Source organism: Gordonia iterans (assembly GCF_002993285.1).
GTDB classification, from domain to species: Bacteria; Actinomycetota; Actinomycetes; order Mycobacteriales; family Mycobacteriaceae; genus Gordonia; species Gordonia iterans.
On record NZ_CP027433.1, the window covers coordinates 1,742,259 to 1,758,499 of the forward strand.

13 protein-coding genes and 2 pseudogenes are annotated in these 16,241 nt (G+C 68.8%); 8 read left to right on the forward strand and 7 right to left on the reverse strand.

What is annotated here, in order from left to right; translation table 11 throughout:
- Positions 1–41: 41 nt before the first annotated feature.
- From C6V83_RS08010 to C6V83_RS18175, 7 genes and pseudogenes are all read left to right on the forward strand, one after another.
- Entirely contained in the window at positions 42–1,574 is a 1,533-nt protein-coding gene (locus C6V83_RS08010) for a DUF7059 domain-containing protein (protein ID WP_105943809.1), read from the forward strand.
- Between the two features lie 249 nt (positions 1,575–1,823).
- On the forward strand, positions 1,824–2,819 hold the full coding sequence (locus C6V83_RS08015; RefSeq protein WP_407646265.1) for an IS481 family transposase: 996 nt from the start codon (positions 1,824–1,826) through the stop codon (positions 2,817–2,819).
- Positions 2,786–3,103, forward strand: a complete 318-nt coding sequence (locus C6V83_RS08020) for a transposase (protein WP_105943810.1) — start codon at positions 2,786–2,788, stop codon at positions 3,101–3,103. The genes C6V83_RS08015 and C6V83_RS08020 overlap by 34 nt, the downstream gene beginning before the upstream one ends.
- Positions 3,104–3,117: 14 nt before the next feature.
- Positions 3,118–4,002, forward strand: coding sequence for an IS3 family transposase (locus C6V83_RS08025; protein ID WP_267893963.1), 885 nt, complete (start codon positions 3,118–3,120; stop codon positions 4,000–4,002).
- A gap of 88 nt (positions 4,003–4,090) precedes the next feature.
- Positions 4,091–5,236 (forward strand): IS110 family RNA-guided transposase, encoded by a 1,146-nt coding sequence (locus tag C6V83_RS08030; protein WP_105940840.1) that lies wholly within the window; start codon positions 4,091–4,093, stop codon positions 5,234–5,236.
- 26 nt (positions 5,237–5,262) lie between these two features.
- Positions 5,263–5,502, forward strand: a pseudogene (locus C6V83_RS08035) (integrase core domain-containing protein); the annotation flags it as partial.
- A gap of 93 nt (positions 5,503–5,595) precedes the next feature.
- Positions 5,596–5,697: pseudogene (locus C6V83_RS18175) on the forward strand (IS481 family transposase); the annotation flags it as partial.
- A 307-nt stretch (positions 5,698–6,004) separates the two neighbouring features.
- Here C6V83_RS18175 and C6V83_RS08040 read toward each other — a convergent pair.
- The 4 genes from C6V83_RS08040 to C6V83_RS08055 form a co-directional block, all read right to left on the reverse strand.
- Entirely contained in the window at positions 6,005–7,771 is a 1,767-nt protein-coding gene (locus C6V83_RS08040; protein ID WP_159067470.1) for an HNH endonuclease signature motif containing protein, read from the reverse strand.
- Between the two features lie 474 nt (positions 7,772–8,245).
- On the reverse strand, positions 8,246–9,403 hold the full coding sequence (locus C6V83_RS08045) for a trans-sulfuration enzyme family protein (RefSeq protein WP_267893986.1): 1,158 nt from the start codon (positions 9,401–9,403) through the stop codon (positions 8,246–8,248).
- Positions 9,404–9,456: 53 nt separating this feature from the next.
- Complete coding sequence (opgC, locus tag C6V83_RS08050) at positions 9,457–10,620, reverse strand: OpgC domain-containing protein (RefSeq protein WP_105941959.1); 1,164 nt, start codon at positions 10,618–10,620, stop codon at positions 9,457–9,459.
- An 80-nt stretch (positions 10,621–10,700) separates the two neighbouring features.
- Entirely contained in the window at positions 10,701–12,488 is a 1,788-nt protein-coding gene (locus tag C6V83_RS08055) for an AMP-dependent synthetase/ligase (RefSeq protein ID WP_105941960.1), read from the reverse strand.
- 144 nt (positions 12,489–12,632) lie between these two features.
- Between C6V83_RS08055 and C6V83_RS08060 the strand changes: the two genes are divergently transcribed.
- Entirely contained in the window at positions 12,633–14,387 is a 1,755-nt protein-coding gene (locus C6V83_RS08060) for a DEAD/DEAH box helicase (protein WP_105941961.1), read from the forward strand.
- 24 nt (positions 14,388–14,411) lie between these two features.
- On the opposite strand, the gene C6V83_RS08065 is transcribed toward C6V83_RS08060, so the two are convergent.
- The 3 genes from C6V83_RS08065 to C6V83_RS08075 form a co-directional block, all read right to left on the reverse strand.
- Complete coding sequence (locus tag C6V83_RS08065; protein WP_105941962.1) at positions 14,412–15,158, reverse strand: NAD-dependent deacylase; 747 nt, start codon at positions 15,156–15,158, stop codon at positions 14,412–14,414.
- The gene (locus tag C6V83_RS08070) at positions 15,155–15,364 is read right to left on the reverse strand and encodes a hypothetical protein (protein WP_234353925.1); all 210 of its coding nucleotides are present in this window, start codon (positions 15,362–15,364) and stop codon (positions 15,155–15,157) included. The genes C6V83_RS08065 and C6V83_RS08070 overlap by 4 nt, the downstream gene beginning before the upstream one ends.
- A 406-nt stretch (positions 15,365–15,770) precedes the next feature.
- Positions 15,771–16,199, reverse strand: a complete 429-nt coding sequence (locus C6V83_RS08075) for an HIT family protein (RefSeq protein WP_105941964.1) — start codon at positions 16,197–16,199, stop codon at positions 15,771–15,773.
- Between the last annotated feature and the right edge of the window lie 42 nt (positions 16,200–16,241).

Consider the following 16,241-nt stretch of genomic DNA (forward strand, 5'->3'; position numbering starts at 1 on the left):
ATCGCCCGTCGAGCCTGCCACGCACCGGTAGCCTCGTGCGGGTGAACGATCCGTCCTCGAGTGCCGTGCCGCTGTCCGATCCCGCCGTCGTCGAAGCCCTCGGGGTCGTCCTCCGTGACCGTGGATACACCTCAGACGGCATCGCCGGACTGCTGGGTGAACAGGCCGCAGAGGCACTGGTCGGCGGCACGTGGTGGCCGGCCCTGCGTGCGACCGATCGGGCCGACGACGCACGACGACCCCTCGCCACCCTGATCAGGCTCTTTCTCCTCGGTAGCACCGAGCCCGAAGAAGCTGTGGCGCAGGCGTTTTCGCCGATCTCAGTCACCACGCTGATGGAGCAGGGGGTGCTGCGCAGGGACGACGACGGCGTTCGCGCGATCCTCGACATCCGCCCGCACATGAGCGACGAGCGTGACCACCTCGTCGTCTCCGATCAGGATGCGCTGCTGAGCGCCGGGCCGCTCGCGCACGATCACGTGCTGGGCATCGGCGGAGCGTCGATCTCCCTCGCGCAGGCGGTGATCCGGACGCCTGTCGCCCGCGCGCTGGATCTCGGCACCGGTTGCGGGATCCAGTCGCTTCACCTGGACTCGCATTGCGACACCGTCGTCGCCACCGACACCAATCCGCGCGCCCTGGCGCTGGCCGCGGCCACCGCCCGGCTGAACGGCATGGAATGGGATCTGAGGCAGGGGAGCCTGTTCGAGCCGGTGGCGGGCGAGCGGTTCGACCTGATCGTCGCCAACCCGCCGTTCGTCGTCGGTGCCGGCGCGCAAGACTACATCTACCGCGACTCTGGCATCGAGGGCGACGGCATCAGCCGGCGGCTGATCGAGCAGGTCGCCGATCACCTGGAACCCGGCGGCACGGCGCAGTTGCTCGCGAATTGGATCGTGCACGACGAGGACGACTGGGAGCGCCGCATCGGCGCGTGGGTGCGCGGAACTGGTCTGGACGCATGGGTGGTGCAGCGTGAGCTCGCCGATCCGATTTCCTACATCTCACTGTGGATCGCCGACGCGGGGGAGACCCCGGAGAGTGCGGCGCGGCGTGGCGCGCAGTGGCTCGACTGGTTCGAGCGCGAGCAGATCGCCGGGATCGGCATGGGCCTGGTGCTGCTGCGCAAACCTGCAGAAGACCGCGAGCCGGACGTGGTGATCGAGGAGATCACCGGGGCCGGTCAGGAGGTGACCGGGTTCGAGGCGCAGGCATGGTGGGCGCGACGAGACTTCCTGCGCGCGACGTCGGACGCCGATCTGCTCGACGCCGCCCTGTGCACGTCGCCGGTGTTCCTGGAGACCCAGTCGCTCAGCGCCGGCGGGGAGGAGGGGAGCGCGGGATGGCAGGAGATCTCGTCGTCGGTCACCCGCCCGGGTGGCCCCGGTGCAGTGCTGCCCGTCGACGAGGTGATGACCGCTCTGCTCGCCGGGGCCCGCGGCGAGGTCTCACTGCGGGTGCTGCTGAGCTTGCTCGCCGACTTTCACGGGGTGGACACCGATGCGCTCGCCGAGGCGGCGCTGCCCGCGGTGAGGGAAGCGATCGGACGCGGGATCCTCTATCGCGCAGAGTGATCCGCGTTTCGCGGGGGCGTTTCGACACACGCCTCGCCCTTGAGGCTCGGCGTAGCTCAACGGTCGATGGGATTTCGTCATTGGTCGAGGGACCGCCTCGCTCGTTGGTCGGGCGGGGTCTGATCGCTCGTTGAGCCGACGGGCCCGCTAGGTGTACTTCCCCGACACGTTGTGAACATCTGAGGTAGGACGAAGACCTCCGGGCAGGATGTGGGTTACCACACTCACGATCTAGCCACGGAGGTCTTCGTGACTCACGCTAACGCACCTTTGACACCCGAGGGGCGTCGACGCCTCGCTTCCCTGGTCGTGGACCGAGGTTGGTCCTTGCGGCGTGCCGCCGAGCGGTTCCAGTGTTCACCGGCCACGGCGAAGCGGTGGGCCGACCGCTACCGTGCCGGCGAGTCCCTGACTGACCGCAGTTCCCGGCCTGCACATTCACCGGCCCGGCTGCCGCGCCGCACCGAGCGCCGGATCATCAAACTGCGCTGCACCCGCCGGTGGGGGCCGCATCGGATCGCCTATCACCTGGGTATTGCGCGTTCAACGGTCGGCCGGGTCCTCGACCGCTACCAGATGCCGCTGCTGGCCAACATCGACCAGGCCACCGGACTGCCGGTACGCCGACCGCAACCGAAACGGTATGAGGTCGACCGGCCCGGACGACTGGTGCACGTCGACATCAAAAAGCAGGGCCGAGTCCCCGACGGCGGTGGCTGGCGTGTGCATGGTCGCGGATCGGCCGCCGACCGTACCGCCGGTGCGGTCCGTGATCGGGCCGCCCGTTCGGGAGCACCGGGCTCGCGTGGCTACCGCTACCTCCATCACGCCGTCGACGACCACTCCCGGGTGGCGTACTCGGAGATCCTCGACGACGAACGCAAGGAGACCGCGGCCGGCTTCTGGCGCCGCGCCAACACGTTCTTCGCCGAACACGGATTGCAGGTGACCGCAGTGATGACCGACAACGGCTCCTGCTACCGCTCGGCGATGTTCGCCGAAGCCCTCGCCGAGACCGGGATCAAGCATAAGAAGACCAAGCCGTACCGGCCCCAGACGAACGGGAAAGTCGAACGCTTCAACCGGACCCTGGCCGCCGAATGGGCCTACGCGAAACCCTATGCCAGCGAAGCCGAACGAGAAACCGCCTACACCGCATTGTCCCGCCCCGGGTTTGATGGAGACATCGAAACCTGGAGGAACAGAGGAAGATGGCAGCACAGCGTAAGTACCCGTTGGAGTTGAGGGAGCGGGCCACTCGGTTGGCGGTGGAGGCTCGGCGGGATCCGGCATCGAAGGTCGGTGCGATTAGGCGGATTGCGGACCAGCTCGGGGTGCATCCCGAGGCGTTGCGGACGTGGGTGAAGCAGGCCGAGATCGACGGCGGTGTCGTGCCGGGTGTCACCTCGGCCGAGGCGGGCCGGATCGCGGAGTTGGAGCGGGAGAACCGTGAGTTGCGGCGGGCGAACACGATCTTGAAGCAGGCATCGGCTTTCTTCGCCGCGGAGCTGGACCGTCCGGCGAGGTAGCTGTTCCCACGGCGTTGAGGGTCGAGTTCGTGGACTCCGTTGCGGAGGAACACGGCGGCGTCCAGCCGGTCTTGGCTGCCTTGGAGGGCACGAGTGCCGAGATCGCGTCGTCGACCTACTACGCCTACAAGGCTCGGCCCGCTTCGCCGCGGTCGATCCGTGATGAGGAGTTGACCAAGATGATCAGGAAGGTGCACGAGGAGAACATGGAGGTCTACGGCGCGAGGAAGGTGTGGCACGAGATCAACCGGCAGATGCCGAGCCAGCCCGGCCAGTCGGCGGGGCCGGGCCGGGAGTCGGTGGCGCGGTGCACGGTCGAGCGGCTGATGCGGACCGCCGGGCTGCGGGGTGTGCTCCGCGACAAGCATCCCCGCACCACCAGGCCCGCGGCGGAGACCGGCCGGCCCGCTGACCTGGTCGACCGTGACTTCACCGCGTCGCGGCCCGACCGGTTGTGGGTAGCGGATCTGACATATGTGAGGACGATGTCGGGGTGGGTGTACGCGGCGTTCGTACTGGACGTCTACTCGCGGATGATCGTGGGCTGGCAGGTCTCGACGGGCCTCTACACCGACCTCGCCCTGGACGCGCTGCAGATGGGAATCTGGCGTCGCCAGCGCGACGGGCGGGACCTGACCGGACTGGTCCACCACTCCGACAGGGGCGCCCAGTACCGAGCGATCCGCTACACCCAGCGGCTCGCTGAGGCCGACGTGGTCGCCTCGGTGGGGTCCAAGGGCGACAGTTACGACTGCGAGGATCGTGTATGCGTCACCACCTGGTGTCTGACCCCTGCTACGACCGGCCCTGCGGGTGTCTTCGCGTTGACCTGTCGACCCCGGGTGGTGGCGTTCACCCAGGCTGCTGGCCGGGTGGGCAGTGACCTGATAGGAGCCTGACTCGACCAGGGTCTCATCGCAGTCCTGTCCGCCCACTCCGGCCAGCTGAGCCATGGACCCAGAATGCGAGAGAGGAATCCATAGCCTAATGTCCAGCATGCAGCTCCGCCGTGACGATGTCATCATCGGTGTCGATACCCACAAGGACAACCACGTAGCAGTCGCGATCGACGGTCTCGGCGGACGACTCGGTGATGTGGTCATCTCGGCCACGGTCGCCGGATTCGACGAGCTCGTCACCTTCTGTCTGGCGTTGGTCGGCCCGGCCGGAAGTCTGATCGGGTTCGGCGTTGAAGGCACCGGCTCCTACGGCGTCGGCCTGGCCCGCTACCTGCGCAACCACGGCCACCAGGTCCATGAGATCGCCCGTCCCGCGCGGGCCGCCGAACGTCGTCTCGCGGGGAAGAACGACACCATTGACGCCGAGCACGCCGCTCGGCAGCTGCTGGCCGGCCACGGCTTATCGGCACCGAAGACCGCCGATGGTGCAGTGGAGACGATCAGGCTGGTCAAGATTGCCTACGACGGTGCCGTCCAAGCCCGAACCACCACCATGATCACACTCAAAGCGACCCTCGCGACGGGAAGCGAAGCGCTGCGCGCAAAGTTGGAGAAGCTCACTGACCACAAGCTGATCACCGCGTGCGCGGCACTGGAAGGCCCGACCCCATTGCCACCCGTTCGCCGTGGAGCACCAGCCGTAGTTGTCCCGAACGATCCAGAGGCCGCGATGCGACATGTGTTGTCCTCAATGGCGCAGCGTTGGCTGGCGCTGCATGAAGAGGCCAAGGCTCACGCCGCGTCGTTGAAGACACTCACCGCGGCCACTGCACCCCGGCTCATCGAGGCTGTCGGCGTCGGTTACGACACTGCGGCCCAGATGCTGATCACCGCCGGCGACAACACCAACCGGATCAAGTCCGAGGCGGCATTCGCCAAAATGTGCGGCGCCTGTCCGATCCCGGCCGGATCAGGCAAGACCAACAACCGCCACCGGCTCTATCGCGGTGGGAACCGCCAGGCCAACGCCGCGCTGTACCGGGTCGTCATCGTGCGGATGCGCTGGCACCAGCCCACCATCGACTACGTCGCCCGTCGCACCGCCGAGGGCCTGTCGAAACGGGAAATCATCCGCTGCCTCAAGCGCTACCTCGCACGTGAACTCTTCCGACTCCTGCCCACACCGGATACCACCGCCGAACCCCGCGTCGACGAACCCGAAATTGCGGCCTGATCGACTTGAAAATCTATAGGAGCTTCAACGCGATGGCCGAGGCGCTGAACTCGCTGTACAAGGCCGAGCTGGTCCGCGGCCCCAGGCAGCGACGCAAGGGGATGTGGCACGGCATCGATGACCTCGAGATCGCCACCGCCGAGTGGGTCGACTGGTACAACCAGCGACGGCTCCACGGCGAGCTCGGACACGTCCCGCCCGCCGAGTACGAGGCCGCCTACTGGGCCAGCCTCGATCAAGCAGCCGACGACAAGAACGCCGCCTGACACGGCCACTGCAGGCCGATCACACGTCCAGGCCAACTCGGCTCTGGCAACCAAGGAAACCAACTAAATCAGTCTCCAAGAAACCCGGGGCTTGACACATGGCTCCACCACTACAATCACCACCGACCCCACACCGGCATCGGCGGCCAAGTCCCCGCAGACCGCGTTCACAACCTCACGGGGAAATACAGCTAGGGCCCGGCGTGTCGAAATGACGGTCCGGTGGAGTCGTTTCGACACGACGCTCGGCTGGCGCCTCGCATCGGCTCAACGAGCGAGGGGCGCTGCGGTGGGCTCGTTTGAATCCGGAGCTGCCCTGGGCAGCACGGGCGGCCTGGCCGCGGTGGCGCGGTCAGGCTGTCTGTGCCAGGGAGTTGGGCGAGGATCTGTTCGGCGCTCGAGGGCGGGTCGACCGGGACTCTTCCCCCGGATCGGGGACGGCCCGTAGTGGACGATGATCGTCGGCTTCGATCGACCGTCGTCCAGGCCGGAGTCCTGCCCCTCAGGTCGCCCAAGTTCCTCGGGTGGCCGGGTGTCCTCGAGTGATCGAGGATCCCCGGATGGTCCGAGGTCGTCGGGATCCCCGAAGTCCTCGAGCGGTCCAGAATCTTCGGGTGACCCAGGGCACGTCGGGATGCCCGAGAACCTCCGGTGGTCCGAAGTCCTCGGATTGTCCGGGGTCGCCGGGTGGTCCGGGGTCGTCTGGTCCGGCCGCCGCGGTGGCGGGGTGGCCGTGTCCGGGGTCGGGTGCCGGCCGTTCAGGGCCGGGTACCAGGCGTTCGGGGTGGAACAGAACATTGCTCTGCCACCGCGTGCCACGGCCCACGGGCCGCCACCCCACACGTCCGGCGTCCGGGCCGAAGGTCAGGACGGTCGACTCCCACCGCCCCGGGGCTTTACCGTTCATCCGGTTGTGCCGCCCGCACGCCCCACCCAGACGGTCGATGTCTGTGGCACCGTCGTCGGTCCAGTCGGGCATATGATGCGCCTGAGTGCGGATGAACGGCACCGTGCAGCCCGGCGCGGTGCACCCGCGGTCACGGGCGAACAGCGCCAACCTTTGCGCCGCCGTCGCGAACCGACTCGCCCGCCCCAAATACAAGATTTGTCCGGTGGCTTGGGAGAACACCGCCAGGTACGGGACCGTGTCCGCGGCGAACTGCACCAGATCCGACACCGGAATCCGGGTACCGGTCGCGGTCCAGCCGATCCCGGCCTGACGCGCCAGATCCTCATCAGTCACCGTCACCACCGTCTGCGACGGAATCCTCGTGGGTGCGGGCTGACCGGCCAACGCCAGGGCCCAGTCGCACAACGCTTCCAGAGCGTCATGCTGCCGCTGCCCGAGCGTCCGCATATCCCGTTCAGCGGCGGCGGCCAGGACGGCGGGGTCCAGGCCGGGCTGGTCTGCCGCCCCGCGCGGGGAGTCCGGGTCGTCGGGGTTGTTCATCCCCGTAGTGGCCCACTGGTGCAGGATCACTTCCAGTTTGGCCCGCAGGACGGGGGTGAGCAGGGCCCGGACTTTGCTCATCAGTTGCCGGTTCTGCGGTTGCAGGTTGAATGTGCGGCGGCGTTTGCGGTCGTGGTCGTCGGCCAGGGTGCCGTCGGGGTCGAGCCACGCCAGGATCCGGTTGCCCACCACCGTCACCGCGGCAGGGTCCAGACGCCGCGCCGCACCGGCGAGCATGGCCTCGGCCTTCACCCGCTCGTCGTGGGTGACCGCCGTGGGGAGTTTGTCCATGATCTCCGCCACGGCGGCCACATGGGCGCCGCCGGCGTCCCCGTCGGCGACCGCCGTAGCGGTCTCGGCCAGCTGTGGTTCGAGACGCTCACCAGACAGGGCGCCCATCGCGCCGATGCCCTCGGCGGTGACCCGCCGCCGGCGGGCCTCACCCACACCCAGGCGCGCGCCGTAGGCGTAGAGCTGGTGGACTGAGATGTGTCCGGCGGTGCGGTACACGCCGCGGTCGGAGATCTCGATGTAGAGGGCGGCGTCGAACACTTCGGCGCGGCGGCGGGTCTGTTCACGGGCATCGAGCAGCCCCAGCAGGCCGTCGTCGGACTCGGCGGCCACCAGCGCGGTCGCCTCAGCGGTCAGCCGCTGCTCGGCGGAAGTCTGTACCGCCAGCAACTGGGCCGGCGAGAGGCCGGCGATGACGGCGTCGGGATCGAAAGCGGCGGAATCGGCGCCGGCCGGAGCAGCGACCGAACCATCGCGCGCACTCGCGGCGGCAGCGTCGTCGTTGTACGAGATGCCGTTGACGGTCATGATGTTCACCTCCCCCCGAAGTGCTGTTTCCGCTGGTCGAACTGCGATTTCCGAGTCTTCTTGTGTGTTTGAGATCACTTTACGGCGGCCCTCTGACAATTCTGTTCTTCGCATTGTGGGCGGGGCGTTTCGACTCGGCGCTCGGCTGGCGTTTCGCACCGGCTCAACGAGGGAGGGGGCTCGGCTGGCGTTTCGGGCCGGGTGCCTGTGCTCGCGAGTGAGAGGCGTTTCGACTCGGCGCTCGGCTGGCGCCTCGCACCGGCTCAACGAGCAAGGGGGGCGTTTCGACTCGGCGCTCGGCTGGCGCCTCGCTCCGGCTCAACGAGCAAGGGGGGCGTTTCGACTCGGCGCTCGGCTGGCGCCTCGCTCCGGCTCAACGAGCGAGGGGGGGCGTTTCGACACGGCGCTCGGCTGGCGCCTCGCACCGGCTCAACGAGCGACGGGGGCCTCGCGCCGGCTCAACGGGTGAGGGGGTCAGGACACCGCGTCGAGGGCGGCGGACAGGTCGGCGCGCAGATCGCCGACGTCCTCCAGTCCCACCGAAAAGCGAAGGTGTCCGTACTTTCGGAAGCCCTCGGGGTAGGCGGCCACGCGTGGGCCGGATGCGCCGACGTGCACGATCAGCGACTCGTCGTGCCCGACCGACACCGCCGAGGTGATCAGCCGCAGCTGGGCGACGAACCGGTTCTGCAGATCCGGATCGCCGTCGAGCGCGAAGGCCATGATCCCGCCGAAGCCGCGTCCGCCGAGCAACCTGGCCGCGACGTCGTGCTGCGGGTGGCTCTCCAGCCCCGGATACGAGACGTAGGCGATCCGCTCGTCGGCTTCCAGGAAACGCGCCAGGTCGGCCGCCGACGACTGATGCCGGGCCAGCCGCAACGGGAGCGTCACCGAACCCCGCTGAATGAGCCAGGCGTTGAACGGGGAGATCACGCCGCCGACGTCGACCATCGCCTCGGCGCGGATCGGGGACACCAGGTCGGCGCGGCCGATCACCGCGCCGCCCATCGCATCGCCGTGCCCGTTGATGTACTTGGTCAGCGAATGGACCACCAGATCGGCGCCGTCGTCCAGCGGCCGGTACAGCGGCGGCGGGGTGAAGGTGGAATCGACCGTCAGCAGGATGTCGCGGCGGTGCGCGAGTTCGGCCAGCGCGGGGATGTCGGCGACCTTGGTCGTCGGATTGGCGATCACCTCGGTGGTGATCATCCGAGTGTTCGGGCGGATGGCCGCCGCGACGGCCGCGAGATCGGAGACGTCGACGAAGGTCGCCTCGATCCCGTACTTGCGGGGCAGCAACGTCGTCCACAGCTTGTAGGTCGCCTCGTAGGTCGTGTCGGAGACGACGACGTGGTCGCCGGAGCGCAGGTGAGTGAAGAAGACCGCGTGCAGGGCGGCCACGCCGGAGGCCAGGACCAGTGCGTCTTCGCCGTGTTCGAGCGCGGCCAGCTTGCGCTGCAGCGCGATCTGATTGAGGCCGGTGTTGCGGGTGTAGATGACGTGTTCGGGGCTCGACCAGTCGAGGGTCGCCGGATCGGGCGGGAGATGGTACGAGTTCGCCATCGTGATCGGCGTGCGGATCGGCGTGCCGGGCGAGTCTTCGCCCTCGGGTCCGGCGTTGCCGCCGTGCACGCTGAGCGAGGCCTCGCCGAGTGTGCCGGGCAGGCGCCGATCGGGTCGCGTGGTCACAGTCGCACTCCTTGGTGAGATCGCGGTCGGACCGAAGCGGGCGCCCCGGCTCGGGCACGACGACGGGCGGCCCGCGCGGCGATCACCGGCAGGCGGTGGAGTTTGTCGATCTCCATCCGGTGACGGAACTCGGCCCAGCCCCAGCACGCGGCGAAGACCGCGACGACGATCACCGTCGACAGGCCGGCGCCCCACGGCCGGAAGACGATCCACGTGGGAACCGCCAGCAGCGCCACCGCCTGGATCACGTAGGAGTCCAGACTCCGCGATCCGACCATCACCAGCGGTCGGAACCAGTCGTGCCGCATCCACTGTAGGAGGCGGCGGAAGACCCCGTAGACGGTGGCCACCACGAGCCAGGCGGCGAGCGCGCGGAGCGGGCCGAGCCCGACTTTGCCGATGAGGTCGGTCATCGGGCGCAGCCAGCCCGCGATCCACAGGCCGTGCGCCAGGGTCGCTCCGGCGATCACGCACACCGCCGCGAGGACCGGCAACGCCGCGTCGATGCGCTCGGCCACCTGCCACCGCGACCAGTTCCAGCCGACGACCATCGCCGGGACGAAGAGCACCTGCCAGGCGAGCCAGTTCTGGATCGGACCGCCGCCGGGGTGGGAGTCGACGACCATCCAGGGCGCCGGTGCGACCTGGCTCCACACGTACAGCGCGCCTGATCCGGCGAGCACCCACCGCCACGCGCCGTGCTGCAGCAGCGGAAGCACCACGAAGGCCAGCGTCATGAGAATCAAGTAGACCACCAGGATGCTGCCGCCACTGGGCAGGAACCGCATGGTCACCGCCCACCAGACCTGCGCGAGGACGGACTCGTCCGGCGGGAGGACCGCGATCATCCGGAACTGCTGGGCGGTGAGCCGCGTGCACACCGCCACCGCGGTCAGCGAGATGAACAACTGCGCGAGGTAGAGGGCGACCAGGCGCCGCGCCAGCCGGCCGTAGGCGTACCTCAGCGACGACGCATCGATCCAGCGGTGGTACACGAGCCCGAGGATGAGCCCGGACAACAGGACGAAGGCGCTCATGCCGTCGACCAGCGGGTAGGCATGGGTCGGCACGGCGATCAGCATGCCGTTGGCGAAGTGGAGACTCACCATGCTCCAGATCGCCAGGCCTCGCGTGGCATCGATCGCCAGATCTCGCTTCATCGTCTACCGACAGTACGGCGCGCCGCCCCGGAGAACCGGGGCGGCGCGCCGTCGTGCGTTTACTCCGCGTTCACGCGGGACTACGAGTACAGGTTGGCGATGGCCTGCTTGTAGGTGTCGTGAATGACGTTCCGCTTGAGCTTCATCGTCGGGGTGAGCTCACCGGTGTCGATGGTGAAGTCCGTCGACAGGATGTCGAACTTCTTGATCTGCTCGGCCGCCGAGACCTTCGCGTTGGCGGCCTTGACCGCCTCCTCGAACTCCGCGCGCAGCAGCGGGTTGGCGGCCAGCTCCTCCATGGTGGTGGTCGCCGGGAGGTCGTGACGCTCCAACCAGCCCGGGGCGGCTTCCGGATCGATGGTGATCAGGGCGCCGATGAAGGGCTTCTGGTCGCCGACGACCAGGCACTGGCTCACCATCGGGTGCGCGCGGATGGTGTCCTCGAGCTGGGCCGGGGACACGTTCTTGCCGCCGGCGGTGACGATGAGCTCCTTCTTACGGCCGGTGATGAACAGGAAGCCGTCGTTCAGGGTGCCGATGTCGCCGGTGTGGAACCAGCCGTCCCGCAGCGAATCTGCGGTGGCCGCTTCGTTCTGCCAGTAGCCGCCGAACACCATCGGGCCCTTGAGCAGGACTTCACCGTCGTCGGCGATGGCGACGGTGACGCCCGGGACCGGGCGGCCGACGGAGCCGATCATGGTGTGCTCTTCGTTGTTCGCGGTCACCGCGGCGGTAGTCTCGGTGAGGCCGTAGCCCTCGTAGATCGGGATGCCGACGCCGCGGAAGAAGTGACCAAGGCGGGCGCCGAGCGGGGCGCCGCCGGAGACGGCGGCCTCGCACTGGCCACCCAGGGCGGCGCGCAGCTTGCCGTAGACCAGCTTGTCGAAGACCGCGTGCTTGATCTTCAGGCCCAGTCCGGGGCCGCCGGCGTCGAGCGCTTCGCTGTAGGCGATGGCGGTGGCCGAGGCCTTGTCGAAGATGTTTCCCTTGCCGCCGTCGACGGCCTTCTGGCGGGCGGAGTTGTAGACCTTCTCGAACACGCGCGGGACCGAGAGCACGTAGTTCGGCTTGAAGACGCCGAGGTTCTCGACCAGGTTCGGGATGTCACTGGTGTGGCCCAAGACCACGCCGTTCTCGACACAGCCGACCGCCACGACGCGCGCGAAGATGTGCGCGAGCGGCAGGAAGAGCAGGGTCGACTTGCCCTCTTCCAGGCCGCTGGCGACCGAGGTCTTCACGGCTTCGGTCTCGGCCAGAAAGTTGGCGTGGGTCAGCACGACGCCCTTGGGGCGGCCGGTGGTGCCCGAGGTGTAGATCAGGGTGGCGGCGTCAGAGGAGCTGGCGCCGGCCTCGCGCTCGTCGAGGGCGGAGTCGGCGACGTCGGCACCGCGCTTGCGGAGCTCGGCGACGGCCCCGTCGTCGATCACCAAGGTCTCCTGGAGCGCGGTGGCCGCGGAGATGACCGCGCTGTGCTTGGCCTGGTGGTCGGCGTTCTCCACGACCAGGAGCTTGGCGCCGGAGTCGGTGAGGATCCACTCGACCTGATCCGGTGCGGAGGTCTCGTAGATGGCGACGGTGGTGGCACCCGCACGCCAGATCGCGTAGTCGATGAGGCTCCACTCGTAGCGGGTGGACGAGAGCAGACCGACGCGATCGCCGGGGCCGACGCCCGACGCGATCAGGCCCTTGGCCACGGCGTCGACCTCTTCGGCGAACTGGCCCGCGGTCACGGTCAGCCAGTGGCCGGAGTCGCCCTGGCGCTTGAAGAGCGGCAGCGTGGGCCGATCTCGTCGCAGATTCTGAATCCGTGTGATGGTGGTGACCTTGTCGCCAATGGTCAGCGTGGACGGAGTGCTGAACTCCTGCATGCGTGCAATCCCCTCGAAGAGTCGTGTCGCTTTCGGTTCCGGACGAACCTCGTGAATTGATACCCTACCAGCGAGTCAAGTGGTGCATGTCACAGCGGTCTCGCGGGGTAGGATGTCTGCGATGATCAACGAACGCGAGTGCCGATGAGTAGCACCGAAAACCCCAGTTCAGCTGCTAGCACTCCGGACTCGGACACCTTCGACGGGTACGGGATCGACGAGCGCGTGCGCGCAGCTCTCGACGAGGTCGGATACGAGACTCCGTCGCCCATTCAGGCCGCCACCATTCCGCCGCTGATGGACGGCCGCGACGTCGTCGGCCTGGCGCAGACCGGAACGGGCAAGACCGCCGCCTTCGCCATTCCCATCCTGTCGAGGCTGAACACGCAGGCCAGGAAGCCGCAGGCGCTGGTGCTCGCGCCCACCCGCGAGCTGGCGCTGCAGGTGGCCGAGGCCTTCGGCCGGTACTCGTCGAAGATGCCGGAAGTGAAGGTCCTGCCGATCTACGGCGGTCAGAGCTACGGCATCCAGCTGTCCGGGCTGCGGCGCGGCGCGCAGGTGATCGTCGGTACCCCCGGCCGCGTGATCGACCACCTCGACAAGGGCACCCTGGACCTGTCCGAACTGGAGTTCCTGGTGCTCGACGAGGCCGACGAGATGCTGTCGATGGGCTTCGCCGAAGACATCGAGCGGATCCTGGCCGACACCCCCGATCACAAGCAGGTGGCGCTGTTCTCGGCCACCATGCCGCCGACCATCGGCCGGCTGGCGCGCAAGTACCTCAACGATCCGCAGGAAGTGAAGGTCAAGTCGCAGACCTCCACGGCGTCGAACATCACGCAGCGCTACCTGCAGGTCTCGCACCAGCGCAAGCTCGATGCGCTGACGAGAGTGCTGGAGGTCGAGGACTTCGACGGCATGATCGTCTTCGTCCGCACCAAGTCGGCGACCGAGGAACTCGCCGAACGCCTGCGCTCGCGCGGCCTGTCGGCGGCGGCGATCAACGGTGACATGGTGCAGGCGCAGCGAGAGCGCACCATCAATCAGCTCAAGGACGGGTCGCTGGACATCCTGGTGGCCACCGACGTCGCCGCCCGCGGTCTCGACGTCGACCGGATCTCGCACGTGGTGAACTACGACATTCCGCACGACACCGAGTCGTACGTCCATCGCATCGGCCGGACCGGCCGCGCCGGTCGCTCCGGGACCGCGTTGCTGTTCGTCTCGCCGCGCGAGCGCCACCTGTTGCGCGCCATCGAGCGGGCGACCCGGCAGGAACTCACCGAGATCGATCTGCCCTCGGTGGAGGACGTCAACGCGCAGCGCGTGGTGAAGTTCGGCGAGTCGATCACCCGCAACCTCGAATCCGAGCACCTGGACATGTTCCGCGGTCTGATCGAGGCGTACGCCCGGGACAACGACGTCGCGATGGCCGACATCGCCGCGGCGCTGGCGCTGGAGACCCGCGACGGCGGTTTCCTGATGGCCCCGGATCCGCCCGCGGGCGACCGCCGGGAGCGGGACCGCGGCGAGCGGCGCGAGCGCACGCCCAAGAACGGCGGACGGTTCGCGACCTACCGGATCGCGGTCGGCCGCCGGCAGAAGGTGTCCCCGGGCGCCATCGTCGGCGCGATCGCCAATGAGGGCGGCCTGACCAGGGCCGACTTCGGCAACATCAGCATCCGCGACGATTTCACGCTGGTGGAGCTCCCCGAGGATCTCGACAACGAGACCCTCGCGATGCTCAAGCACACCCGGATCGGCAAGTATCCGATCGACATCCGCCGCGACCAGGGCCCGCCCGGGCAGCGTGGCGGTCGCAAGAGCGGCGGATACAAGGGCAAGAAGGACCACTGGGGCAAACGGCCCCCGCGGGTCGCCGGTCGCGGTCGCGGCTGAGTCCGTCACGCCCACCGTTGCCGGTCAGTCGAGCAGCGCGGGCAGGCCCTGCGCGGCTGTGGTCGCCAGCCGCACGCTGATCCCGCGGAGCTCGGACGGCTCCGGGTTCACCTCGAGCACGGTGACGCCCCGCCGGGCGGCGTCTTCGGGCAGGCCCGCCGCCGGGTGCACCACGCCGCTGGTGCCCACGACGATCACCAGATCCGCTGCGGCGAACGCGTCCTCGGCGGCCGCCCACGCATCGGTCGGCAGCAATTCGCCGAACCACACGACGCCGGGCCGGATCAGCCCGGGGCACGCCGGACACGCCGGGATCTCCGGGTCCGCAGCCCGGTCTGCGGGAAGCCCGGCGCCGCACCGCTCGCACCGCGGCGCGAACAGGCTGCCGTGCAGATGGATCGCGGGCCCGGAGCCGGACCGCTCGTGGAGGTCGTCGACGTTCTGGGTGACGACCTGAACGGTCGAGCCCTCAGCCTGCTTGCGCTCCGCGAGATGCGCGACGGCGAGGTGTCCGTCGTTCGGTTCCACCGCCCGGACGGCGGCGGCGCGTTCGGCGTACCACGACCACACGAGTGCCCGGTCCCGCTGCCACGCGCTCGGGGTGGCGAGCTGTTCCGGATCGAAGCGTTCCCACATTCCGGTCAGCGCGTCGCGGAACGTGGGGACCCCGCTCTCGGCGGACATCCCGGCACCGGAGAAGACGACGATGCGCCGCGCCCTCGCGACGGTCTCGCGCGCGACGGCGAGGTTGCCGCGGGCGGGGGGAGTCACCCGACCTTCCGGTACTTTTTGTGCATCGCCTGCTTGGAGACGCCCAGCAGCAGGCCGATCTCGGCCCACGACAACCCGGCGATCCGGGCCCGCCGTACCGCGACCTCTTCTTCACGCGCGAGGTCGCGGCGTAGAGCGGCGATCCGGGCCAGCTGCTCGATCGGGGTCTGATCGGCGTCGTCGGGTTCGTCGAATCCGGTCTTCATGGGACCATCGTGCGCTCTCATCGGAGTCGTCGTCAACCTATGTTGACGGATTGTGCGCTCGTGCATGGGGCGTTTCGACACGCCGCCTCGCCCTTGCGGGCTCGACGGCGGCTCAACGAGCGACCGGCGGCGGCTCATCGGGCGACCGGCGGCGGCTCATCGGGCGACCGGCGGCGGCTCATCGGGCGACCGGCGGCGGCTCATCGGGCGACGGGCGGCGGCTCATCGGGCGACGGGCGGCGGCTCATCGGGCGACGGGCGGCGGCTCATCGGGCGACGGGCGGCGGCTCATCGGGCGACAGGCGGCGGCTCATCGGGCGACCGGCGGCGGCTCGTGCGAGTCCGCTCCTTGAGCCGGTGACGAACGGAGTGAGGAGCCGTGTCGAAAGGCTGGGCGGTGCGACGATCACGTGCCGCTGGGTTCGGCCAATTCGGCGCGCAGGGCGCAGGCGAGGGCGTCGGCGTCGCCGGCGCGACGGGTCAGCAATCCCTTGGCGAAGCGGAGCTTGTCGCCGGATTGGCGCGGCAGCACGTGCAGGTGCGTGTGGAACACGGTCTGGAAGGCGGCCCGGCCGTCGTTCAGCGCGAGGTTGACGCCGTCGGCGCCGAGCGCCGACTTCATCGCGGCTGCCACTCGCTGGCCGGCCTGGAACAAGCGCGCGCCGGTCTCCGGCGCCAGGTCGGCCAGGCCGGTCGAGTGCTCGCGCGGGACCAGCAGGGTGTGCCCGGCGGTGATCGGCCGGATGTCGAGGAACCCGACGAGGTGGTCGTCGTCGTACACGATGCGGGCCGGGGCGGTGCCGGCGACGATCGCGCAGAAGATGCAGTCGCTCATAGGGAACAAGCCTAGGGGTGCGAACGCGCGAACGCGGCACCC